The organism is Pseudomonas koreensis (assembly GCF_036668835.1).
Lineage (GTDB): Bacteria > Pseudomonadota > Gammaproteobacteria > Pseudomonadales > Pseudomonadaceae > Aquipseudomonas > Aquipseudomonas koreensis_I.
Map to the genome: position 1 here is coordinate 716,512 of NZ_JAZEVW010000001.1, position 23,727 is coordinate 740,238.

General features: G+C 59.4%; 17 protein-coding genes, 1 tRNA gene and 1 riboswitch. Of the genes, 14 read left to right on the forward strand and 4 right to left on the reverse strand.

Translation table 11 applies throughout. The annotated features are described in order from the left end of the window. Positions 1-37: 37 nt before the first annotated feature. The 4 genes from V6F91_RS03175 to V6F91_RS03190 form a co-directional block, all read right to left on the reverse strand. Positions 38-5,581, reverse strand: a complete 5,544-nt coding sequence (locus V6F91_RS03175; protein WP_332762285.1) for a calcium-binding protein — start codon at positions 5,579-5,581, stop codon at positions 38-40. 2 nt (positions 5,582-5,583) lie between these two features. Beyond that, positions 5,584-6,438 carry a hypothetical protein gene (locus V6F91_RS03180; RefSeq protein WP_332762287.1) on the reverse strand — a complete coding sequence of 285 codons (855 nt, stop codon included), beginning with the start codon at positions 6,436-6,438 and terminating at the stop codon, positions 5,584-5,586. 1 nt (position 6,439) lies between these two features. After that, on the reverse strand, positions 6,440-7,684 hold the full coding sequence (locus V6F91_RS03185) for a glycosyltransferase family 4 protein (RefSeq protein ID WP_332762289.1): 1,245 nt from the start codon (positions 7,682-7,684) through the stop codon (positions 6,440-6,442). 195 nt (positions 7,685-7,879) lie between these two features. After that, positions 7,880-8,278 carry a hypothetical protein gene (locus V6F91_RS03190; RefSeq protein WP_332762290.1) on the reverse strand — a complete coding sequence of 133 codons (399 nt, stop codon included), beginning with the start codon at positions 8,276-8,278 and terminating at the stop codon, positions 7,880-7,882. A gap of 397 nt (positions 8,279-8,675) precedes the next feature. Beyond that, a riboswitch (guanidine-I (ykkC/yxkD leader) is annotated at positions 8,676-8,776 on the forward strand. 62 nt (positions 8,777-8,838) lie between these two features. Here V6F91_RS03190 and V6F91_RS03195 point away from each other — a divergent pair. From V6F91_RS03195 to V6F91_RS03260, 14 genes are all read left to right on the forward strand, one after another. Next, the gene (locus tag V6F91_RS03195) at positions 8,839-9,906 is read left to right on the forward strand and encodes a putative urea ABC transporter substrate-binding protein (RefSeq protein ID WP_332762291.1); all 1,068 of its coding nucleotides are present in this window, start codon (positions 8,839-8,841) and stop codon (positions 9,904-9,906) included. Between the two features lie 18 nt (positions 9,907-9,924). After that, positions 9,925-10,740 carry an ABC transporter permease gene (locus tag V6F91_RS03200; RefSeq protein ID WP_332762292.1) on the forward strand — a complete coding sequence of 272 codons (816 nt, stop codon included), beginning with the start codon at positions 9,925-9,927 and terminating at the stop codon, positions 10,738-10,740. Beyond that, positions 10,737-11,525: an ABC transporter ATP-binding protein gene (locus V6F91_RS03205; RefSeq protein WP_332762293.1), complete on the forward strand. Its 789-nt coding sequence runs from the start codon at positions 10,737-10,739 to the stop codon at positions 11,523-11,525. Before V6F91_RS03200 ends, V6F91_RS03205 begins: the two co-directional genes overlap by 4 nt. A 25-nt stretch (positions 11,526-11,550) precedes the next feature. Next, positions 11,551-12,276, forward strand: coding sequence for an urea amidolyase associated protein UAAP1 (locus tag V6F91_RS03210; RefSeq protein WP_332762295.1), 726 nt, complete (start codon positions 11,551-11,553; stop codon positions 12,274-12,276). Positions 12,277-12,287: 11 nt separating this feature from the next. After that, entirely contained in the window at positions 12,288-12,929 is a 642-nt protein-coding gene (locus V6F91_RS03215; protein WP_332762297.1) for an urea amidolyase associated protein UAAP2, read from the forward strand. A gap of 191 nt (positions 12,930-13,120) precedes the next feature. Beyond that, positions 13,121-16,768 (forward strand): urea carboxylase, encoded by a 3,648-nt coding sequence (gene uca, locus V6F91_RS03220; protein ID WP_332762299.1) that lies wholly within the window; start codon positions 13,121-13,123, stop codon positions 16,766-16,768. Positions 16,769-16,782: 14 nt separating this feature from the next. After that, positions 16,783-18,555: an allophanate hydrolase gene (gene atzF, locus V6F91_RS03225; RefSeq protein ID WP_332762301.1), complete on the forward strand. Its 1,773-nt coding sequence runs from the start codon at positions 16,783-16,785 to the stop codon at positions 18,553-18,555. A 280-nt stretch (positions 18,556-18,835) separates the two neighbouring features. Continuing rightward, a complete protein-coding gene (locus V6F91_RS03230) occupies positions 18,836-20,323 on the forward strand; it encodes a sensor domain-containing diguanylate cyclase (RefSeq protein WP_332762302.1) in 1,488 nt (495 codons plus the stop codon). Then, on the forward strand, positions 20,316-20,546 hold the full coding sequence (locus tag V6F91_RS03235) for a cysteine-rich CWC family protein (protein WP_423815306.1): 231 nt from the start codon (positions 20,316-20,318) through the stop codon (positions 20,544-20,546). The genes V6F91_RS03230 and V6F91_RS03235 overlap by 8 nt, the downstream gene beginning before the upstream one ends. Before the next feature lie 33 nt (positions 20,547-20,579). Next, positions 20,580-21,272, forward strand: coding sequence for a pseudouridine synthase (locus V6F91_RS03240; protein ID WP_332762304.1), 693 nt, complete (start codon positions 20,580-20,582; stop codon positions 21,270-21,272). Positions 21,273-21,587: 315 nt separating this feature from the next. Further along, positions 21,588-22,472, forward strand: coding sequence for an alpha/beta hydrolase (locus V6F91_RS03245; protein WP_332762305.1), 885 nt, complete (start codon positions 21,588-21,590; stop codon positions 22,470-22,472). 149 nt (positions 22,473-22,621) lie between these two features. Continuing rightward, positions 22,622-22,695: transfer RNA gene (locus V6F91_RS03250), tRNA-Gly, on the forward strand. A 321-nt stretch (positions 22,696-23,016) separates the two neighbouring features. After that, on the forward strand, positions 23,017-23,319 hold the full coding sequence (locus V6F91_RS03255; RefSeq protein ID WP_332762307.1) for a type II toxin-antitoxin system HigB family toxin: 303 nt from the start codon (positions 23,017-23,019) through the stop codon (positions 23,317-23,319). Then, complete coding sequence (locus V6F91_RS03260) at positions 23,319-23,675, forward strand: transcriptional regulator (RefSeq protein WP_332762309.1); 357 nt, start codon at positions 23,319-23,321, stop codon at positions 23,673-23,675. The genes V6F91_RS03255 and V6F91_RS03260 overlap by 1 nt, the downstream gene beginning before the upstream one ends. Positions 23,676-23,727 lie beyond the last annotated feature (52 nt).

Here is a 23,727-nt window from a genome sequence, read left to right on the forward strand (position 1 = left end):
ATTGCATCGCGGGCTGGCTCATCGGTCGTCTTGCTGCTCAGACATTCAGTTCGTAGAACTCGATGATTTCCGTCATCGCCTGTCGGGCTTCATCGTCGCCCTTTATCAAAATGTCTTCGACATCCCTCAGGGGCGGGAGAGGATGTAGTCGCTCGGCAATTTGCGTCGCGGTGTAGTCTTGAATCGCTGTTCCTTCGCTGACCCTTATGAATCCGATCGAGCTTTCGACCCCGGCATAGTGCCTGGCAACGCGAATCTTGGGTGCCATGCCGTAGTCCACGACAATCACCAGATCATCGTGCTCACGGTGAAATTTCAAATTGTCGATAGTCAGCCTGCGTTCGGAAAAATCGATTCCATCCAGCCCGCCGCCGCTGTTGATGATTACATCTCGGCCGAGGCCATCGTATCGGTAGATGTCATCGCCAGCGCCGCCGGACAGCGTGTCATTGCCTGGCCCACCCAATAGCAGATCATCACCCGGGCTACCCGTAAGCACGTCGTCCCCTTGCATGCCTCGGATTTCGCCCGCGCCGGTTATCGTGTCATTGCCACGACCGCCCACTAATGGAAGTGCTCGTCCGTCTCGCAAGGAAGTGAAACGGGTGGGATTGTTGACGATTACGCCAGTATGAAAAGTGTCGGGTGCGGGGCCCAACTCACTCGACTGCAAAAGATGCCTCAAACCCACGCTTGTCCCGTCAGCAAACTGGACACGTTCAATACCGGTCCCTTCCAGATCACCCGCCTCAGGCAGGACGATGCGGACTTTCTGCGTTCCACCCCATTGAATATCGAGCGTCGGGTAAAGCATTTTCGCCCGAGGTGGTTGGCGGTAAGCCGCGCGCGCCGGATCGGGTTCCAGCTCGACATGGGTGGTTTCAATCAGCGCAGCCCCCCAGCGCAATTGCAGCGCATCGCGCTTCGCTTCTGCTGGAAGAACGACGGTATCCTGATCGACCAATCCGTACGGGTCTTTCCACCCAGCCACACCGACTTCCGGCCGTTGGAAAACCGGGTTCAGCACATCCGCAATCGTGGTCGTCGCGCCGGCATGCGCCTGGATGATGTAGGTGTCCGCACCGTCTTCACCGTAAAGCCAGTCATCCCCTGATCCACTGACGAGATAGTCCGCGCCTTCGGAACCGAGCAGCGTATCGTTGCCGGCTCCGGCGGATAAATACGCGCCCGGTGTTCTATGACCGACAGTGCCGTAATCGAGAGGGGAGCCTGCACAAGCGACGATCAGATCGTCTCCCGCACCACCGTGGAACACATTTTCGACTTCGACATTAATCCGCCCGCCAGCATCGTTGCCATGGACGATTTTGCGTTTGATGGTTGCCGTTTCCAGGCTGCGGCGAAACTCCTTGCGCTGCGTTTCGCCCGCTCTGAAGCTTTCAGCTGAATAGACGTACCATCCTTGAAGGGCACCGGAGTCTTTTCTGTCTTCGACCAGAACATCTCCGGTTTTGAATGAAAAACCACCGGCAGAACCGAATCCATAATAGCCCGGCGCCTGGCTTGCGCGCGGTGTCGCGCCCTCGGCTGTTACCAGTGCCTGTTCCGTCTCGGTTGTGACGCCAGACTGCCTTTCACTGATCACTGCTTGCCCGCCACGCGCCCCCATCCATGACGGCGCTTCGGACAATGTTCCCGTTTCGACGCGGTCATCAATCAGCTCGGTGTGGGTGATGTACCCGGTGTCGCTGGAGGTGATATGGCTACGAACCCAAACACCATTTTCATTCAAGGCAAAACCGGTGGCGTGTCTACGGGTAGAGCGCTCCGACTCGATTCGCGCGAGAAATTTCTCGCTCCAGTCAACGCGTGCATCGGATGCAACAGGGCCTTGCGCCGCAATGGTTTCATCGTCTGGCTGAATGGCAACCTCAACGTTGCTTTCATCGACCACATCATTGGTTTGCATGGCGGTGACAACTTCAGATGCGGATGACTCAGGCACCGGCATCGGTGGCAGTGTTTTGCGCAACACTTCTTCATAGCCCAGTACAACGCCGTCACTAAAGCTGAAAGTCGAATCTTTCCAATGCTCGTGGTGCTGGATGAGCAGCGCGTCGCCGGTACCGTTGGTCAGCCGCATTACCGTGCCGGCCCCCATTTCAAGGATGTCAGCTTTCAGGTTTAGCGCTGAAAAGCCCGCGCCGAACCTGACGATGTTTCTGCCACCAGAATCAGTAACGACATCCAGGCCATCGCCAGCGCCGAAATAATAAACGTCCGCCCCTTCCAGCCCTTCCAACAGGTCATCACCTGCCCCGCCATCAAATAAGTTGTCGCCTGAATCGCCGCGAAGGTGGTCCCTTCCGTCTCCGCCCAATAACGTGTCGTTGCCGCCGCCACCGAGCAAGGTGTCGTTGCCTGGGCCACCGTCCAGATAATCGGCGCCCGAATCGGCTTCAGCGGTTTGTTCGTAATCGCCGGCCAGCATGTCATCACCCATCCCGCCGTACAGTGTGTCGGCACCGAAGCCGCCCTGTAACGTGTCATTTCCTTCGCCGCCATCAAGGAAGTCATTGCTGATTCCGCCCGGTTGCAAGTCAGACACGTCGCCATCCAGGAAATCAGCGCCAGCGCCACCCAGCAGCGTATCCGAGCCCCCCATGCCTCGCAGGGTGTCATCCCCCGCGCCGCCATCAAGAAAGTCGTTACCGTGGTAACGAACCGGATGTTCAGGGCTATCGGCAATCAGATCATCGTTGCCTTCGCCGCCGAAGAGCAGATCATCGGCACCGCCGCCCCAGAGCCGGTCGTCGCCCGCACCTCCGTCCAGCAGATCATTGCCAAAAAAGTGCGCGGCATCACCAGCGACGCCATCCAGTACGTCGTCATCACCTTGCAAAGTGTCATTGCCGGAGCCGCCATACAACGCGTCGCTGCCACCGTTACCAGCGAGCAAGTCGTTACCGCTGCCGCCGTCCAGCACATCGTTGCCATGATGCTTGCTGGACAGACCACCGCCCCAATCAAGGTTGTCACCGAGCATCACGTCGTTGCCGCTGCCACCGGCCAGGGTGTCGTGGCCTTGCTCGCCTTTGAGAAAATCGTCGTCAGCTCCGCCGTCAAGCAGGTCCTCACCCCAACCGCCGTTGATAAAGTCCTCGCCGCCCTGCCCATACAGCACGTCGTCACTGCCCTCCGCCGCACTGTTTACCGAGGCCTTTGAATAGACCGTGCGGTGACTGGTCACACCGCCAGCAATAGGGACGTCCGCGCGTTTGACGGCCCAACCCTGCTCCAGCGCACCGGTGGTTTCGTCTCCGGATAAAACGTCGTCGCCCGCACCGCCGACCAAGGTATCGCGGTCATTACCGCCGAGCAGAACGTCTCGCGACGCCGTCCCGATCAGCAAATCGTCACCTTGCCCGCCGTCGAGCCAGTCTCCACGATTCGCCTTGCCCTTGGCGTCACCGTCGGCCATGGCTTTTTCGAGTGTCGTCTCCCTGTCGCCAAATAAGCGATCGTCTCCAGCCTTGCCGAACAATCGATCAGAACCGCCCATGCCAAGAATGACGTCGTCTGCGGCGGAACCGTAAAGTACATCGGCCTTGTTGCGCTGTTTTACCTTGGGCAGCAGCACAACGTTGCCCAATTCATCGTGGGCGGGCTGATCGCCGGGGACAGAGGGATCAGCGTCTTTTGCTTTCCAGTCGCCCTGGAGTGTCAGATCTGCAACGGCGACCGGCCGTCCCTCGTATTCAGTGAGATGGATGCCAAGCATTCCCGGCTGGAAATTCTTGATGATGACCAGATCGTTCAGGCCATATTTGATATTCAGCGTGTGTTCAATAAGCGTCAGGGTGATGGCCTGGTCCTCGGTAGACCAGATATTGCTCAATGGCGCGCGGCGCTTGAGTGAAGGAATGGGCGAACCGTTGATCCATAGCTGCCCATTTACGTTGGCATCGACAATCTCGTCGATGCCATCGCCGCTGGAAAATTCGTAGCGGTCATTGCCCTCGCCTCCGAACAATGAGTCGTTACCCTTGCCACCCACCAGACCATCATCACCGGCCATTCCGTACAGCGCGTCATTGCCGTCGCCTCCGGTTAGCGAATCACTGCCGCGACCACCTTCAATGACATCGTGACCGGCCATCCCATCGATCAAATCATTGCCCTCGCCGCCATACAGGTGATCGCCATTTGCGCCACCGGCGAAAGAGCGCCCGCCGTCATCACCGAACATGGCCAGGGGGTTCAATACACCGGTGGTCATCGGCGCTTGTCTGCCTGAGGCGAGATCGGAGTAGGAAAACCTTTGCAGCGATTGTTCCCCAAACGAGCCCTGGGTTCGGGCAATCAACCGGGCCAGCATCTGCGCACGATCTGCCAGCCACTGGGCGGTGATAAAGCCTTCGCCAGTGTGCGAATCGTAAAGTTCGAGGTTGCGGTCGGGATAACCGTCGGCTCGTTCTATGACGACTTCACTGAGTTGCTGCAAAGAGTTGCGCAACGCCAGACCGAGCGTCGTCGCCTCGCCTGCCAGTTTTGCCCATGCATTGGCATTACCGAACTCGCCTATTGTTCGGGTGACGATGCTTTGCGACTGCTCTGGGGAAAACGCCGAGAAGAATGCATAAGCGTTGCTGGCGAAGGTTTCGTTGGTGGTGGGTGTGGCAGAAGAATCGCCATCGTAGGTGCGCCTGAACATGTCGAAGAATTCGTTTTGGCCGTAGCGCAAGATCAGCTCGACCACGGCGGCAACAGGCGTGCCTTTCACTACCTGCTGAATCAGCGGATTCACACTGCCACTCGCCAGCGCGATGTTGATTTGCTCCGGCACCACTGAAAGCAGGCTTTGCAGTGGATTGACGCCGAAATTATTGATCGCCGCTCGCAGGCCGACACTGTAGGCGTCGATGGCGAAGAGAATGTTTTTATAGTCGTCGAGCCGGTTGGCTTTCGCCTGAAGGGGTGGTCCGTCATCTTCCCCGAGCGCATCACCGGCGGAGATCAATCGCCAGGTTTCATAGGGAGGCCTTCCACCCAACAAGCTGAAACCGACCGTTCCGGACCAACCGGCATTGCGGCTAACGGCAGTGTCGTTCTCGCCGCAATCTTCACTGAAAAGCGCCTTGCCAATTGCACTGGCATCGATCTCTGCAATCTGGCTGATGGACGGGACAGTCCAGGGTGCGAGTCGACCAGCGAGGGAGCCATTGATCAGGGTGTTGATGAAATTAACGGCGACCTGATTGGACGACAATTGTATGAGGTCTTGATCGAAGATTTTATTCAATCTCAGTTCGCCTTGCCGCGAGGTGTAACCGCGAATCAGGGCGGAGTAAGCACCGTTTCCACCGTTGGCATCAATAGCTACGGCCAGCCAGAGTTTGGCGCTTTTCAGAACTTTTCCAGCCTCATCGTCGGCAGCAGCAACTTCAGAAACCTTTCCCTCAATGATATCGAGCAGCTTACGATAAAGCGGGGCACAGTCAGCTCCTGCCAGCTTCAGCGCCTCGTACCCTATTTTTTCTGAGCGCAGCCTCATACCTTTACAACTATTGGCCGTGTTGAAAATTTCTGTTTTTTCCATGTCATTAAAAACATAACTCATCGTTACTTCCTTGTAATAACAGAGTGTGAAAGATAATCACTGAGAAACTTGAGCATCTCAGGTGCTTCGCGTAATGATGACAGGCCGAGATCTACGTTACCGTGCCCCCCGGCAAAGTCGAAGTTATCCAGATTGACAGTGCAGTAAAAATTCAGCTTTCCAAAATCCAGATTCTCCAATTCGGCCCTGCTTAACTTTGCCAATTTCTCGTCAGTTAGTTTTTCCTCGGAAGCCGGGCGAATCAAGCCGTCACAGTCTATCAACCGAGGTGTGCCATCACGCCGCGGCCAGCCAGTAATAACAAATGTTCTGACAGAACCCTCATTCTTGAAATGAGGTGGAGGAGCATTTAGCCAAATCTCCAGCCCCGGATAATTCTTCAACTTCACAATTAACTCATCCGGCCAGTTGACGTGGCGATAACCTCGCTCATGGGGCTCGTTGGTTGCTTTTCTTGTATAAAGCCCGGCGTTCAACTTATAGAGATGCCAACTTGCAGGGATCGATTCCAAGCCCTGACTCTGGTACCGATGGATACCCGTCCCGGTCCACCAGAAAAAACCCTTCAGAGCAATCGCCAAACAAGCTTTCTTATTCACCAATTCTGGCATGCCAACGTAAAACTCCGGGACCAGCGTCTTATCCACATAAGCGCCGCCCAATATCGGCACCTGTTTCATGCTCGCCAGCTTCTGTTGACAGGCCTTCTGGTCCGCTTGATAGATTGCCGCCGCCTCAGCGGACTGTTCTTTGCGAATATGAAATTCCGCAATGCAATAACAGACATATACGAACAAGCCAAACTTCAATAACCTTTTAAGCCACTTGACCGCTTGCTTACGCGAGATCACGAGCATTTCAAATCCCCGCCCCAAACCGAACAGCAGTCCGTTTACTGTTAGGCCCCGACGTAGCGTTTTCAAACAACTCAAAATATTGCTTCGTGCCGGCCGCTACATCGAATTCGCTCGCGGTCTTCTTTGCAGCCAATTGCAGAGCGTTATATTCACCGCACGAGTTCAATACCTTGCTTACCCTTTCAGCAATCGCCTGACAGTCAAAGAAATCAACCAGCAGTCCATTAACCCCGTCCTGAATCACTTCCATTACCGGAGCCGTATCCGAAGCGACTACCACGCAACCGGAAGCCATCGCTTCCAATAACGACCACGACAACACAAACGGGTAGGTCAAATAAACGTGAACCGTCGAAAGCTGCAAAATCGCTCTATACGTTTGATAAGGAAGTTTTCCGGTGAAATGCACTCTGGAATGATCGAACTTCACTTCGGCCAGCATTCTGCAACGCCAGTTGGCATATTCAGCCGGCATCCGTCCGTAGCTGACTTCGTCCCCTCCCACGATGACTATCCGGGCGCTCGGACACGCAGCCTGGATCAGCGGGATCGCTCGCATGAAACTGTGAAAGCCGCGATACGGCTCCAGATTCCTCGCGACATAGGTCACGATCGGTTGTCCGGCTTTCAGCTCGACCCCACAGGGCAGCACAACAGACTCGACTTGCGCGACGCTGCTGTTCTGAACAACACCTTCGTGGATGACCCTGATTCTGGATCGATAAGCTTGAGGAAAAAGACTGCGTTGCCAGTATGTAGGCGCGATCGCCAGATCACATTGTTCAAGATTCAACAGATGCATCGAGTTGAGCACTCGAAGCCTTGAAGACTCACATTCAGCGCGCGCAAATTCGGGATCGAACCCGGAGTCCGCGCCGTTTGCCTGATAGTAATACTCGCAATAATGGACAAGCGGCGTATCTGGAAAAACGTCTTTGACGAAGAGCGTTTCCCCCCAGCCAGGATGAGCAAGGACTATGTCGGGTCGATAGCCCGCCTGTTTCAGGCGGGTCAGAATCCTGAAGACCTTCTGGCCATCGATCACCGCTTGCTCGTAGCGGATCAGATAAGGGTGAATGTTGGCCGGTGTTTTTTTGCCAGCTCGATAGCGGAACAATTTCACACCGGCGAGACCCGGCGCCGTGTCCCGGCCTATCGCCAGGACTTCATCACCACGGGCAATCGCGGCCAGCAGCACATGGCGGAACTGGCCCGGAAAATTCTGGTGAACAACAAGCAGCTTCATCGCGATAACGTCCGTTTTTCGCCGCTATCGAGCTGAGGATTTCCCGCCTCGTTCGGCATCTGCAAACGCTAACAAATGCCTGGAAATGAAAATGTAGGAAGCGTCTGTGAATCTCCTCGGAGATGGCTACTGGAGCACTTTTCTGACGGGCATAAAAAAGCGGCGCTTCATGCGCCGCTGTTCATTTGCGGTTGTTTACCAGCGATTGCCACGGCCGTTGTGGTCACCACGTCCACTGTGCCGGTCGTAATTGCCACGACCTCGATCATTGTCCCAACCGCCGCGACGGTGGCCTTCCCAGCGTCCGCGATCGTTGCCGTGCCAGCGGCGGCTTTCGTAGTAACGCGGGGCCGGTTGGTAGTAGCGCGGCGCCTGGTAGTAACGCGGTTGCTGGTAATAACGTGGTGCGGGCTGATAATAACGCGGCGCCGCATAATACGTGCTGCCGCCCCGGTAATACGTGCCACCTGTGTTGTAGTAGGCCGGTGCGGGTGAGGTGTACACCTCGGAATAATACGAGTCCGCGTAGGAATACGGGACGCAACCGGCAACGGAAAACATCAACGCAGCAAGCAGAAGAATTCGTCTATACATGGCGGCCTCCTGGACCGCGGGTGGGCCGCACCAGCGACGCTGGCAGGCATCAGTCATTTAATCGGTGACTGACGAAAAATCAGACAGCGATTTCGGCATCTGGTGCGTTCCTGCAACAAGTTGAAACAAGTCATCGATGAAAGGTTGTTCATCAACGAACAGCCGGCATTCATGCGCTGATTGATAGCCCTCATCGATAAATCCATCGCGCTGATATCGCCACCCTCGAACGCTGCACGACGGTGCAGTCGCGCACCAACACAAAGCGCAGCGATCGCGCCTGATCAACTGCCATCGTCAGCCAGCCCCCGAGCCAGAGGCTTCTCGCCAACTTGGCACGCCTCTCGCTTTAGCAACCTTGTGCAGGAGTCATCACAGGTTCGCGGCACCACAATTTGCAATGGCTGACTAGGGTTCCGGCTCGCATGTGCGAGTGGCTGGTCCGAGAGTTGGCGACCTCCAGTTGAGGTTACACGGCGGGACAAAAGCCCGGGAGACAAGCCACCGTTCGCGGTGCCGCGTTGCCTTCCTGTCCGCCCTCATCAACTGGAGAACTCACCATGACCCGACTACGTTTGCCCGCCCTGCTCGCCGCCGCATTCGCCGCGCTGCTCAGCACGCAATCCCCCGCTGCCCAAAAAGACCACTTCAGCGTGTGCTGGACGATCTACGCCGGCTGGATGCCATGGGAATACGCCGGCAGCCAGGGCATCGTCGACAAATGGGCGAAGAAATACGGGATCAAGATCGACGTCGTGCAGCTCAACGATTACGTCGAGTCGATCAACCAGTACACCGCCGGCCAGTTCGACGGCTGCACCATGACCAACATGGATGCGCTGACCATTCCGGCCGCCGGCGGCGTTGACAGCACCGCGCTGATTGTCAGCGACTTTTCCAATGGCAACGACGGCATCGTCCTCAAGGGCGAGGGCAAGAAAGTCGCCGATCTCAAGGGCATGGACGTCAACCTGGTCGAGCTGTCGGTTTCGCACTACCTGTTGGCCCGCGCTCTGGATTCAGTCGACCTGACCGAAAAAGACCTGAAAGTGGTCAACACCTCCGACGCCGATATTTCTGCCGCTTTCAATACCGATGAAGTCAAGGCCGTGACCACCTGGAACCCGATGCTTTCGGACATCAAGGCCAAACCCGGCGTGACCGAGGTGTTCAACTCCAGCCAGATTCCCGGCGAGATCATGGACATGATGGTGGTCAATAGCGCCACCCTCAAAGACAACCCGGCGCTGGGCAAAGCGCTGACCGGCGCATGGTTCGAAGTGGTCGCGCTGATGAACGCGAAGAACGCTGCGAGCAAGGCTGCACTGGAACACATGGCCAAGGCCTCGGGCACCGATCTCGCCGGATTCCAGGCGCAACTGGACACCACCAGACTGTTCGCCACGCCAGCCGAAGCCCTGAGCTTCACCACCAGCAAACAACTGCCGGACACCCTGCGCAAGGTCGCCGAGTTTTCCTTCGAGCACGGTTTGCTCGGCGAAGGTGCGAAAGATCCCAGCGCGGTCGGCATGAGTTTCGCCAACGGCGTGACCAGCGGCGACACCGGCAATCTCAAGCTGCGTTTCGATCCGACTTACGTGCAGATGGCCGCCGACGCCAAGCTGTAAGCCACGGAGGATTTGGCCATGCGCCTGATCAATCGCCACCCGGATCGCCCGAGTCGCCTGCTGCTGGTGCTTCTGCCTTTCGCCCTGGTGCTGTTTGCCTACTTCACCGGCTCGGCCGAGCGGCTGGCGGACAACCCCAACGACAAACTGCTACCCAGCGCCGTGCAGATGACCGATGCGGTAAAACGCCTGGCCTTCACTGCCGACAGCCGCACCGGTGACTACCTGTTGTGGCAGGACACTGCGTCGAGTCTGCGGCGCCTGGCCATCGGCCTTGGCATTGCTGCACTGGCCGGGCTGTGCCTGGGCATCGCCGCGGGCGCGCTGCCGCTGTTCGGGGCACCGTTGTCGCCGCTGCTGACGGTGTTGTCGATGGTGCCGCCGCTGGCGATCCTGCCGATTCTGTTCATTGTTTTCGGTTTGGGCGAGTTGTCGAAAGTCATGTTGATCGTGATCGGCATCACCCCGGCCCTCGCCCGCGATCTGGAACAACGCGCCCGGGAGATTCCCGTCGAACTGCTGATCAAGGCGCAAACCCTCGGCGCTTCGACCTGGACGCTGATGCTGCGCGTGGTGCTGCCGCAATTGCTGCCGCGCCTGCTGATTTCGCTGCGGCTGATGCTCGGCTCGGCGTGGCTGTTCCTGATCGCCGCCGAAGCGATCGCTTCGACCGACGGCCTTGGCTACCGGATCTTCCTCGTTCGTCGTTATCTGGCGATGGACGTGATTCTGCCGTACGTGGTGTGGATCACCCTCCTCGCCTGGCTGATGGACTGGGGCTTGAAACGCCTGACGGTACGCGCCTTCCCTTGGTATGAGGGGGCCGGCAAATGAGCTTCATCACAGTGAAAAACGTCTGGCAGCAATACGCCGATCAGGTCGTGCTGGAGGGTTTGAACCTGAGCGTCAACGAGGGTGAATTCTGCACCCTGGTCGGCGCGTCCGGTTGCGGCAAATCGACCTTCCTGCGCCTGCTGCTCGGCCAGGAAAGCGCCAGTCGCGGCGAGATTCTGCTCGACGGCCAGCCACTGGCCAGCGAGCCGGACGCCAGCCGTGGCGTGGTGTTCCAGCGCTACTCGGTGTTCCCGCACCTGAGCGTGCTCGACAACGTCGCCCTCGGTCTGGAACTGCCGCACGCGCCGTTGCTCGGCCGGTTGTTCGGCAGCGCCAGGCGCGAGGCGCGCGAGCAGGCGGCGGCATTGCTGGGCAAGGTCGGCCTCGGTCATGCGCTGGACAAGTACCCGGCGCAGCTCTCCGGTGGTATGCAGCAACGGTTGGCGATTGCCCAGGCAGTGATCATGAAACCGCGCGTGCTGTTGCTCGACGAACCGTTCGGCGCACTTGATCCGGGCATCCGCAAAGACATGCATGCGCTGCTGCTGGAGCTGTGGCGCGAGACGCGTTTGACGGTGTTCATGGTCACTCACGATTTGTCCGAAGGCTTCAACCTCGGCACCCGACTGCTGGTGTTCGACAAGGTGCGCCTCGACCCGCATGCCCCCGGCGCCTACGGCGCGCGCATCACTTACGACATCCCTTTGAACAGCGACCGCCGCGCCCAGCGCGCCGCCGTCGACGCTCTGCCGCTGCCCTTGGCCGGCACCCTTCGCACCGCTTGAGAGGACTGCATTGATGAACACGCCAATGACTGATTCGACCCAATTGTTCCCGCCCTTTGCTGAGGAAATGCTGCCCGGTGGCGGCCACCGTTCTTTCGTGCTCAAGCGCGGCCAACTGCTGCGCCTGACCGACCTGCGCGGTGGCGCCAACGTCAGCCTGACCCTGCTCAATGCGAACGAAAAAACCGAGCGGCTGAACCTGCCCGACAGCCTCAAATGCCAACACACCGCCAAGCTCACCAGCGGCCATTGCCTGTATTCGGACATGGGCCGCGTACTGGCCGCGATCACCGCTGACACCTGCGGTTGGAGCGACAGCCTCGGCGGCGTGCTCTGCGCGCAAGAAGTCGCCGAAAAATACGGACAGGGCCGCTATCAGGAACTGCGCAACGGCTTCTTCCGCAACGGCACCGACAATCTGCTGGTGGAGCTCGGCAAGTGGGGCCTGGGCCTGTCCGATCTGCTGATGACCCTCAATCTGTTCAGCCGGGTGGACGTCGATGAGGCCGGACGATTCCACTTCGTCGAAGGCAACTCCAAGGCTGGCGACTACATCGAGTTGTACGCGCCGATGGACACCCTGGTGGTACTCACCGCCCTGCAACACCCGATGGACCCAGCGCCAGACTACGCGCCAAAACCGCTGAAGCTCAGCTGGATGAACGCTGACGCCAGCGTCGCCGAGCACTGCCGCACCTCGCGCCCGGAAAACCAGCGCGGCTTCATCAATACCGACCGTTTGTTCGCCTGAGGATCGTTGCCATGTCCGTTGCTATCGCCACTTCGCAAAAACAACCCGACGCTGCGGTGTACCGCGCCACCATCCCGGCGGGCGAGCCTTGGCTGCTGGAGGTCAAGGCCGGCCAGACCCTGCGCATTCTCGATCTGGAAGGCAATCAGGCCATCGACACCTTGTTCTACAGCCTCGCCAACCCCAAGGAACGCTACGACGTGCAGCGCACCTTGCGCCGGCAGAACAGCGTGTATCTGAGCACCGGCAGCGTGCTGTATTCCAACCTCGGCCAGCCAATGCTGACCATCGTCGCCGACACCTGCGGGCGCCACGACACCCTCGGCGGCGCCTGCGCGCAAGAGAGCAACACCGTGCGCTACGCCCTGGAAAAACGCTACATGCACAGCTGCCGCGACAACTACCTGCGCGCCTGTGCCCACGACGGCCGACTGAGCAAAAGCGACATCGGCCCGAACATCAATTTTTTCATGAACGTGCCAGTTACGGCGAATGGCGGGCTGACCTTCGAGGACGGGATTTCAGCGCCGGGCAAGTACGTCGATTTGCGCGCGGAGATGGACGTGATCGTGCTGATTTCCAACTGCCCGCAGCTGAACAACCCATGCAACGCCTATAACCCGACGCCTGCGGAGTTGCTGGTATGGAACTGAAAATCAGCCGGTTGCGGCGTTGGCTGTTTGCCCTGTGCCAGGCGCGGTCCGGGCAGTGTGTGAAGAAGTGAATCCACCTCACTCCTACAAGGGATCCGAGGTGGTTTGGTGAATGTTTTTTCCATCCGGGACGGCCCGGATGTCAGTCAAAAAACAGCGGGACGGCCCGCTTCCCCTTCAGGGGTTATGCCATGTTCGAAAAAGTCCTGATTGCCAACCGTGGCGCCATTGCCTGCCGCATTCTGCGCACCCTCGCGCAACTGCAAGTGCAAGGCGTGGCGGTGTACTCCGAAGCCGATGCCGCCAGCCTGCACATCCTGCAAGCCGATCAAGCCCACAGCCTCGGTGAGGGCGCCGCGGCTGACACCTATCTGGCGGTTGAGAAGATCCTCGCCGTCGCCCGGCAAAGCGGCGCCAAAGCGATTCATCCCGGTTACGGATTTCTGTCGGAAAACGCCGCGTTCGCCGAAGCCTGCGAAGCGCAAGGCATCGCCTTCATCGGCCCGACACCTGAACAACTGCGCGTGTTCGGCCTCAAGCACACCGCTCGCGCTCTGGCCAGACAGCACGGCGTGCCGATGCTTGAAGGCAGCGACTTGCTCGATGGTCTCGATGCAGCCCTGAACGCCGCTGAACAAGTCGGCTACCCGGTGATGCTGAAAAGCACCGCCGGCGGTGGCGGCATCGGCATGCGCGTGTGCCGCAGCGCCAGCGAATTGCGCGAATCCTTCGACGCGGTGAAACGTCTTGGCCAGAACAATTTCAGTGACGCCGGGGTGTTCATCGAAAAGTACATCCAGCGCGCCCGGCATCTGGAAGTGCAGGTGTTCGGCGACGGTCGCGGCGAGGTGATCGCCCTCGGCGTGCGCGACTGTTCGGTGCAGCGGCGCAACCAGAAAGTCCTCGAAGAAACCCCGGCGCCGAATCTGCCGAACGGCATGGCTGAAGAACTCTGCGCGGGGGCGATCAAACTGGCGAAAGCGGTGAATTACCGCAGCGCCGGCACCGTCGAATTCGTCTTTGACAGCGAGGCGCAGCGCTTTTATTTCCTCGAAGTAAACACGCGTTTGCAGGTCGAGCATGGCGTCACCGAACAGGTCTGGGGCGTCGATCTGGTCCGCTGGATGGTCGAGCTGGCGGCCGGTGATCTGCCGCCGCTGAGCGCGCTGTATCGCGGGCTGCAACCCGAGGGCCATGCGATTCAGGCGCGGCTCTATGCGGAAGATCCGGGGCGCGATTTTCAGCCGAGTCCGGGCTTGCTGACGGCGGTGCAATTTCCACCGGCCAATGGTGTGCAGTTGCGCATCGACACCTGGGTCGAGGCCGGTTGCGAGATCCCGCCATATTTCGATCCGATGATCGCCAAGCTCATCACCTGGGCGCCGACCCGCGAACAGGCGCGCACCGAGTTGCATCAGGCGCTGGGCGACAGCGTGCTGTACGGGGTGGAAACCAATCGCGATTATCTGAGGCAAATTCTCCTCGACGCGCCCTTCGCCAGCGGCGAACCGTGGACCCGTTGTCTCGAGCATCTGATCTATCGCGCCAACACCTTCGAAGTGCTCAGCGCCGGCACGCAAAGCAGCGTGCAGGACTATCCCGGCCGCCTCGGTTACTGGGCCGTCGGCGTGCCGCCCTCGGGGCCGATGGACAGCCGCGCGCTACGCCTGGGCAATCGCCTGCTTGGCAATCCTGAAGGCGCAGCGGCGCTGGAAATCACCATGAGCGGGCCGTTGCTGCGTTTCAATTGCGAGTCCGTGGTGGCGGTGACCGGCGCAGCGCTGACGCTGACCCTCGATGGCGCAAACGTGCCGATGAACACCGCGCTGTTGATCCCGGCCGGCGCGACCTTGCACTTGGGCAGCCTCAGCGCCGCGGGCGCACGCAGTTATCTGTGCCTGCGCGGCGGCTTGCAGGTGCCGGATTATCTGGGCAGCAAAAGCACTTTCACCCTCGGCCAATTCGGCGGGCATGGTGGTCGTGCGTTGCGTGCCGGCGACGTGCTGCATGTTCCAGCGCTGAGTGATCGCAGCAGCGGTCAGCAACTGGCCGAACAGCACGTCAGCGTGTTGCCGGACTTGCGCCAGATCCGAGTGATCTACGGCCCGCACGGCGCGCCGGAATACTTCACGGAACATTACATCGATACGTTTTTTGCCACCGAATGGGCCGTGCATTTCAACTCCAGCCGCACCGGCGTGCGCCTGATCGGACCGAAGCCGGAATGGGTGCGCGCGGACGGTGGTGAAGCGGGTCTGCATCCATCGAACATTCATGACAACCCGTATGCGATCGGCGCGGTGGATTTCACTGGCGACATGCCGGTAATCCTTGGCCCGGATGGTCCGAGCCTGGGCGGGTTTGTCTGCCCGGTGACGGTGATCGAAGCGGATTTGTGGCAGTTGGGGCAGCTCAAGGCGGGCGATAAAATCCAATTCATTCCCGTCGATCTCAAGACCGCGCGCAATCTCGCCCTGAAATGGGATGGCCCTTGTGGGAGCCAGCCTGCTGGCGATGAAGTTGATGCGGTGTCTGAACTGGCGCCATCGCGAGCAGGCTCGCTCCAACAGGGGGTTGTGTCGCCTGTGGTGCTGGAGTTGGGTCAGGACGATACGCGGCTCGTTGGCCGGGTTTCTGGCGATACGCATCTGCTGCTGGAGATCGGCGCGCCGGAGCTCGACCTGGTTCTGCGCTTCCGCGCCCACGCATTGATGCAGGCACTGGAAAGCAAAGACCTGCGCGGCGTGATCGACCTCACCCCCGGCATCCGCTCGCTGCAGGTGCACTACCAGCCCGAGCAACTGCCGCTGGCCGATCTGCTCGCGATCATCGCCGGCGAGTGGGACGCGGTGTGCGCCGCCAAGGACTTGCAAGTGCCGTCGCGGATCGTCCATCTGCCGCTGTCGTGGGACGATCCGGCCTGCCAGTTGGCGATCGAAAAATACATGACCACCGTACGCAAGGACGCGCCGTGGTGCCCGAGCAATCTGGAGTTCATCCGGCGCATCAACGACCTGCCGAACCTCGACGAGGTGCAGCGCACGGTGTTCGACGCAAGCTACCTGGTGATGGGCCTGGGCGACGTCTACCTCGGTGCGCCGGTGGCGACGCCGCTCGATCCGCGCCACCGTCTGGTCACCACCAAATACAACCCGGCGCGCACCTGGACGGCGGAGAATTCGGTGGGCATCGGCGGCGCGTATATGTGCGTGTACGGCATGGAAGGCCCCGGCGGTTATCAGTTCGTCGGGCGCACGCTGCAGATGTGGAATCGCTACCGCGAAGTCGCCGCGTTCGACGGCAAACCGTGGCTGCTGCGCTTCTTCGATCAGATCCGTTTCTACCCGGTCAGCGCTGAAGAATTGCTGCGCATTCGTCGCGATTTCCCGCTTGGGCGCTTCGAACTGAACATCGAACACAGTCAGCTCAATCTTGCCGATTACCAGGCATTCCTCAGTCGTGAAGCGCAAAGCATTGACGCCTTTCGTGCTCAGCAACAGGGTGCTTTCAATGCCGAACGCGAGCGCTGGATCGCCAGCGGCCAGGCGCATTTCGACAGCGAAGAAGTACATGCCGAAACCATTGAAGACGCGCCGCTGGCGGCCGGCGAACACAGCGTCGACAGCCACATCGCCGGCAATCTCTGGCAAGTGCAGGTCGAGGCCGGCCAGCGTATTGCTGCGGGCGATGTGCTGGTGATTCTCGAGTCGATGAAGATGGAAATCCCGTTGCTCGCGCCGCTGCCCGGGGTGGTCCGCGAGATACGCGTGCAACCCGGTTCGGCGGTGCGCGCCGGCCAGCGCGTTGTGGTGCTGGAACTCGACTCAAGCCCATTCTGAACAAGGAGCCACTGATGAATCTGCAACTCGATGCCCTGCGCCAGGCCTACCACAATGGCGACACCACACCGCGGCAATTGCTGCTGCAGCTGCGTGAAAAAGCCGCCGCGCTGAACCCGGATTATCACCTGTTCATCCACCTGCTCAGCGCCGCCGAACTGGAGCCTTATCTCTCTGCTCTCGACGATCGCGACCTCGACAGCCTGCCGCTGTTTGGCGTGCCGTTCGCGATCAAGGACAACATCGATCTGGCCGGCATCCCGACCACGGCCGCGTGCCCGGAGTTTGCCTACGTACCGCAGCGCTCGGCGACCATCGTCGAGCAACTGCTGGCGCTGGGCGCGATTCCGCTAGGCAAGACCAATCTTGACCAGTTCGCCACCGGCCTCAACGGCAGTCGCTCGCCGTATGGCGCCTGCCCCAACAGCGTTTTGCCCGAGTATCCGTCGGGCGGCTCCAGCGCCGGTTCTTCGCTGGCGGTGGCACTGGGCGTGGCGAGTTTTGCCTTGGGCACGGACACCGCCGGCTCCGGCCGAGTGCCGGCAGCGCTGAACAATCTGGTTGGACTGAAGGCGAGCAAAGGCCTGATCTCGACGGCCGGCGTGCTGCCAGCGTGCCGCACGCTGGATTGTGTCACCACGTTTACCGCGACGGCGCGTGAGGCCAGTCAGTTGTTGGCATTGACCGCAAAACCCGATCCGCGTGACGAGTACAGCCGCCGTAACCCGGCTTGGAATGACGGCACGGCGTTCGGCGCGCCACGGCCATTTCGCTTTGGCGTGCCGCGCGCGCAGAACCTCGAATTCTTCGGTTGCAGCGAAGGGCCGCGGTTGTTCGAAGACGCCGTCGAGCGGCTCAAGGCGCTGGGTGGCGAAGCGGTTGAACTCGACCTGTCGCCTTTCCTCGAAGCGGCGCGTTTGCTGTATGACGGGCCGTGGGTTGCCGAGCGTTACAGCGTTGCCGGTGAACTCATGGAGCAGAATCCGCAAGCAGTCCTGCCGGTGATCCGCGCCGTTCTGGCCAAGGCGCCGGCGGTGACCGGCGTGCAGACGTTCCGCGCGCAGTATCGGCTGCAGGCGCTCAAAGCCCTCTGCGATCAAGCGCTGGAAAACCTCGACTGCGTGCTGACCCCGACGATCGGGCGCCCAGTGACACTGGCCGAACTTGAGGCCGAACCGGTGCTGCGCAACTCCGAACTGGGTTATTACACCAACTTCATGAACCTGCTCGATTACGCCGCCGTCGCCGTACCGAGCGGGTTCATGACCAATGGATTGCCGTGGGGCGTGACGCTGTTTGGCCGGGCGTTTACCGACCAGTACCTGTTGAGCGTGGCGGATGCGTTGCAGCGTCAGCAGGATGCAGCCTTGCCGGTGCCGGCCACCGTGGCGCGCAACGATCACGCGCGCATCGTCGTGTGCGGCGCGCATCTGCAAGGGCTGCCATTGAATTGGCAATTGACCCAGCGTGGCGGGCGCTTGCTGGAAACCACGTTCAGCTCGCCGGACTATCAACTGTTCGCGCTGGCTGGCGGCCCGCCATTGCGCCCGGGCATGGTGCGCGTCAGGGACGGCGGTGTGGCGATTGCCGTGGAAGTGTGGGAGTTGCCGAGCGGCGAGTTGGGTTCGTTTCTCACCGGAATACCGGCGCCGCTCGGGTTGGGCAAGGTGCAACTGGCGGATGGCCGCTGGGAGAGCGGTTTCATTTGCGAGGCGTATGGGTTGGAAGGTGCGGTGGATATCAGCCATTTGGGGGGATGGCGGGTGTATCTGGCTTCTCGGGGCTGATCCGGAAGGTCGCCCTCACCCTAGCCCTCTCCCCCAGGAGAGGGAACTGACCGAGGTGTCTGCAAGAGAGTTGTCATTCAGTGATAACCCGTCGAACTCAGGTAATGAAATCACCACACTTCAGCCCTCTCCCTCCGGGAGAGGGCTGAAGTGAGGGCCTGCGATCTAACCGACACACCGCCGAGTCAGAGCCCCCGCCATTTCCGGCACAAATCCCGCAGTCTTTTCCTGGCCATGCCACTAAAATGCTTGCCATCGGGCCACTGCCAACGGATCTGCCATGCCGCTTCGTACACCGCTGTACTCGCAACGCTCACTGGTGCTGACATTGGTCGCGCTGCTCGGCGCCGGCTTCCTCGCTACTTCGTTGCTGAGCTACTACGCCTCGCGGGCGTCGATCCGCGACAACATCGTCAACACCGAACTGCCACTGACCTCCGACACGGTCTATTCGGAAATCCAGAAGGATCTGGTCCGGCCGATCCTGATCTCTTCGATGATGTCCCGCGACACGTTCATGCGCGACTGGGTGGTCAACGGTGAGCAGGACCCGGAGCAGATGACCCGCTACCTCGACGAGGTCATGACCCATTACGGCGCCTATACGGCGTTTTTCGTCTCCGACAGCACGCATACCTACTACCACGCCAAGGGCGTGCTCAAGCAGGTCAAGGTCGACGAGCCGCGCGACGCCTGGTACTTCCGCGTGCGCGACATGAAAGACCCGTACGAGATCAACGTCGACCCGGACCTGGCCAACAAGGACAACCTGACGTTTTTCATCAACTACAAGGTTTATGACTACCACGATCGCTTCATCGGCGCGGCGGGTGTCGGGCTGACCGTCGACGCGGTGATCAAGCTGATCGACAAATATCAACAGCGCTATCAACGCAGTGTGTACTTCGTCGACACCTTCGGGCGTCTGGTCCTGACCGGCGCCGAGGGCGGGCCGCAGGGTGCGCACATCGGCCAGAGCCTCGGCGAGCTGGACAGCATGAAGAGCCTGATCAGCCAGTTGCCGAAACCGCACAGCGGCAGCTATGAATATTCCACCCACGGCCAGGGGCATTTCCTCAACGTGCGGTTCATTCCAGAGCTCAACTGGTACCTGTTCGTTGATAAACGTGAAGACGGCGCGTTGAGTGAAATCCGCCAGTCGCTGTACCTCAATCTGTTGATCTGCCTGCTGGTGACCCTGATCGTGCTGGTGCTGCTCAACCGGGTGATCAAACGCTACCAGGAAAAGATCCAGGCATTGGCCACGCTCGACAGCCTCACCGGCCTGCCCAACCGCCGCGGCTTCGATATTCTCGCCGCGCAGGCGTTGCACGAAGCTCAGCGCGAGACCAGACCGCTGACTGCGCTGCTGCTCGATCTCGATCATTTCAAGGCGTTGAATGACACCCATGGTCATATGGCCGGCGATCAGGTGTTGCTCGGCTTCGCCCGCGATCTGCAAAGCTGTCTGCGCCACGCCGATATTGTCTGCCGCTGGGGCGGTGAGGAATTTATCGTGTTGTTGAAGGACACCGACGGCGACACCGGTCAGAAAATTGCCGAGAAAATCCGCCAGCACGTCGAACAACACGAATATGCCTACAACGGCCACAGCCTGAATCTGACCGTCAGCATCGGCGCCACCACCGTGCAACGCGATGACACCTTGCACAGCCTGCTGTCGCGGGCCGATCATGCGATGTATCGGGCCAAGCAAACCGGCCGCAACTGCACCTGCGTGGAAATGCCTCACTCGACCTATGCCTGACGCTATCGCAAAACCCGACCATTGCCCGGCCTGCGGCGCCCGCAACGACTGCAGCCTCGCTGACCCGCGCACGGCCGACCGCGAATGCTGGTGTTACGGCGTGACGATCGACCCGGCGGTGCTCGAGGCGCTGCCGCCAGCGCTGCGCAACCTGTCCTGTCTGTGTCCGCGTTGCGCGCAGGTCGAGGCGCAACTGCAAGCAGGCCGGCGCCTGATCCCGTAAGATGCGTGGCCGTTTAGCCGTTGAATGCTGACCATGCGCGTCGACCGTTTCCTCAGTAACCTGCCCCGCTACAACCGTCAGCAGGTTCGCCTGTTGCTGGTGGAAAAGCGCGTGCGCGTTGACGGAAAAGTCGTCAGCGATCCGCACAGTGAGGTGCTGGAATTCAGCCGCGTCGAAGTCGACGACGAAATCCTGCAACGCGGTAAACCGGCGCGCTACTTCATGCTGCACAAGCCACCGGGCTGCGTCAGCGCTACCCGTGATCCGCAACACCCGACGGTACTCGACTTGCTCGACGAACCGGAACTGGCCGACCTGCACATCGCCGGGCGCCTGGACTTCAACACCACCGGGCTGATGCTGATCACCAATGACGGCGCGTGGTCGCGGCGCCTGACCCAACCGCAGACCAAGTTACCAAAAGTCTATTACGTCGAAACCGAGCAAGAGATTGACGCACGCTACGCGCCGACCTTTGCCGAGGGCATCTATTTCGCCTTTGAAAACCTGACCACCCAACCGGCGCACCTGCAGCTGCTTGGCCCACGCTCGGCGCGACTGAGCATCGTCGAGGGCCGCTACCATCAGGTGAAGCGCATGTTTGGTTTTTTCAACAACAAGGTTCTGCGCCTGCACCGCGAATCGATGGGTGAACTGGCTTTGGACAGCGCGCTAAAACCGGGCGAATACCGCGCTTTGCGCACCGAAGAGATTCATTTGTTCTAACCCTGCGACCGCTCAGCCGAAGTTGTCGAACAATTCACCAACGGCACTTGCGCGATCCAGACTCCCCTGCTTGAATCAGGTCGTCGGCCGAAATGTGACCGATGAGTCACCACATACTTCCAAGAAACTTTTTGTCGGTCGCAAGCCCTCAGGGCTGCACTTGAGCCGGCAGACTGCCCGCCAATAACAACACCCGTCGACCTGCCTTACCGGATCGACATGGGCCAACACATTCCAGGCGTATGCCTACCTGTCACAAAGCTCGTGCAATCTTCATTGCGCGCATACCCGCTTGCTTGCCAGGAGTCTTACGACATGAGGCCAGAAATCGCTGTGCTGGATATACAGGGTCAGTATCGGGTTTACACGGAGTTCTATCGCGCAGACGCCGCAGAAAAGACCATCATCCTGGTCAACGGCTCGATGGCCACGACTGCGTCGTTTGCCCAGACGGTGAAAAACCTGCACCCGCAATTCAACGTGGTCTGCTACGACCAGCCTTACGCCGGTCGCTCAAAAGCCCACAACCGCCACGAGAGACATCTGACCAAGGAGGTCGAAGGGCAGATCCTGCTGGAGCTGATCGACCACTTCGCCGCCGAACACGTGCTGTCGTTCTCATGGGGCGGTGCCGCGACGCTGGTCGCCCTCGCCCAACAGCCACGGCGCATCGAAAGAGCCGTGATCAGCTCGTTCTCGCCGGTGATCAACGCGCACATGCTCGATTACCTTGAACGCGGCGTCGATTACCTCGGCAATCTGGACCGCGACCGCGTCGGCCATCTGGTCAACAACACCATCGGCAAACACCTGCCGTCACTGTTCAAACGCTTCAACTACCGCCACGTCAGCAGCCTGGCCGAACATGAATACGGGCAGATGCACTTCCACATCAACGATGTGCTGCACAGCGACCGCCAGTGCTACTTGAACGCGGCGAAGAAGATCAACGTCCCGGTGCTGTTTCTGAACGGCGAATGGGATGAATACACCGCCGCCGAAGATGCACGCCTGTTCGGCAACCATGTGGCACAGAGCACCTTTACCACCCTGCAAGCCACCGGGCACTTTCTCGACATGGAACACAAAGCCGCGTGCCGCGACAGCCAGAACGCCTTGCTTGGCTTTCTGAAACCGGCGCAGCAGGCCAATCGAACGCGCTACTCGTTTGTGCAGGGCCAACATGCATTGGCTATTTGAAACAGCGTCGTCGCGGGCAAGGCTGGAGGATCGTTTCGTACCGTAAAGCCCTTGCTCGCGATTGACCGGTTTCTGCGTAAAAAGCCGTTGGAAAGAAAAGAAAAACTTCAAATCCGTGGCCGAGTCTGGTACAAAGTCAGCCGCTCTGAGCGGGTATAGTTTAGTGGTAGAACGAAAGCTTCCCAAGCTTTAGATGAGGGTTCGATTCCCTCTACCCGCTCCAACCAGATTTGGTCTTACGTCGTGCTTTTTGACGGGGGACGCAGGAATGAAAGAACCGGCCTACAGGGCCGGTTTTTTTGTGTGCGGGGTTTCAAATTTCACCGCCAACAACCTGCGGGTCCGATGCTGCCCCCACGTCTGCGGGTTACTTCTCGAAAAGAAGTAAATCCCTCGGCCCGCGACTCTGACCACCTCGCCAACCTTGGTTCCCGCTTTGTACATGTCTAGCAATTCAATGTTGAAGGCCCGCTCGCAAAGCACATCCAAGATTGCCTCTCCACTCAGCAACGACTAGGATCTCCCGTATCGGGAGGAGGCTTGGATGCGGATAATTGCAAGAGCTACGCTAAGACAATTTTGGGAAAGCAAACCGGCTCATGCTGATGCTCAGACACCTCTTGTTGAATGGTACCGCCACATGGAAAAGGCGATTTATCGAACGCCGCAAGAGGTTAAAGCCGAGCTGCGAACGGCCAGTATCCTCAAGGGAGCCAGGGTGGTATTCAATATCGGCGGAAATAAATATCGAGCGATTCTGGCTATCGACTACCAACGGCAGCTGGGTTTTATCCGCTTCGTTGGGACACACGCTCAATACGACCAGATCAATGCGGAGACCGTTTAATGAACATCAAACCCATTCGTAACCCGGAAGACCTGACCGCAGCGTTGCTGCGCATGGAACAGCTGTGGGGTGCTGAGATCGACTCGCCGGAGGGTGATGAGTTGGAAATTCTCGCGCTGCTGATTGAAAAATATGAGGAACAGCAATTTCCGATGCCGCCTTCTGATCCCATTGAAGCAATCAAATTTCGCATGGATCAGCAAGGTTTGACGCCGCGAGATCTTGAACCTTTTATCGGTACTAGCGGCCGTGTTTCGGAAGTGTTAAACCGCAAGCGCAAGTTGAGCCTGGCGATGATCAAGCGTCTGCACGATGGCCTACGCATTCCTTATGAGTGCCTGCTCGCGAATGCCTGAAGTCCAAAGGTGTCGCACAAAAAACCGGTCGCAACGACCGGTTTACCTGAAA

Coding starts and splice junctions, on each gene's coding strand:
- V6F91_RS03235 (WP_423815306.1), top strand. CDS start 20,316: ATGCCTGACGCTATCGCAAAACCCGACCATTGCCCGGCCTGCGGCGCC.
- V6F91_RS03255 (WP_332762307.1), top strand. CDS start 23,017: ATGCGGATAATTGCAAGAGCTACGCTAAGACAATTTTGGGAAAGCAAA.
- V6F91_RS03215 (WP_332762297.1), top strand. CDS start 12,288: ATGTCCGTTGCTATCGCCACTTCGCAAAAACAACCCGACGCTGCGGTG.
- V6F91_RS03230 (WP_332762302.1), top strand. CDS start 18,836: ATGCCGCTTCGTACACCGCTGTACTCGCAACGCTCACTGGTGCTGACA.
- V6F91_RS03240 (WP_332762304.1), top strand. CDS start 20,580: ATGCGCGTCGACCGTTTCCTCAGTAACCTGCCCCGCTACAACCGTCAG.
- V6F91_RS03175 (WP_332762285.1), bottom strand. CDS start 5,581: ATGAGTTATGTTTTTAATGACATGGAAAAAACAGAAATTTTCAACACG.
- V6F91_RS03190 (WP_332762290.1), bottom strand. CDS start 8,278: ATGTATAGACGAATTCTTCTGCTTGCTGCGTTGATGTTTTCCGTTGCC.
- V6F91_RS03210 (WP_332762295.1), top strand. CDS start 11,551: ATGACTGATTCGACCCAATTGTTCCCGCCCTTTGCTGAGGAAATGCTG.
- V6F91_RS03180 (WP_332762287.1), bottom strand. CDS start 6,438: ATGCTCGTGATCTCGCGTAAGCAAGCGGTCAAGTGGCTTAAAAGGTTA.
- V6F91_RS03205 (WP_332762293.1), top strand. CDS start 10,737: ATGAGCTTCATCACAGTGAAAAACGTCTGGCAGCAATACGCCGATCAG.
- V6F91_RS03245 (WP_332762305.1), top strand. CDS start 21,588: ATGAGGCCAGAAATCGCTGTGCTGGATATACAGGGTCAGTATCGGGTT.
- V6F91_RS03195 (WP_332762291.1), top strand. CDS start 8,839: ATGACCCGACTACGTTTGCCCGCCCTGCTCGCCGCCGCATTCGCCGCG.
- uca (WP_332762299.1), top strand. CDS start 13,121: ATGTTCGAAAAAGTCCTGATTGCCAACCGTGGCGCCATTGCCTGCCGC.
- V6F91_RS03185 (WP_332762289.1), bottom strand. CDS start 7,684: ATGAAGCTGCTTGTTGTTCACCAGAATTTTCCGGGCCAGTTCCGCCAT.
- atzF (WP_332762301.1), top strand. CDS start 16,783: ATGAATCTGCAACTCGATGCCCTGCGCCAGGCCTACCACAATGGCGAC.
- V6F91_RS03260 (WP_332762309.1), top strand. CDS start 23,319: ATGAACATCAAACCCATTCGTAACCCGGAAGACCTGACCGCAGCGTTG.
- V6F91_RS03200 (WP_332762292.1), top strand. CDS start 9,925: ATGCGCCTGATCAATCGCCACCCGGATCGCCCGAGTCGCCTGCTGCTG.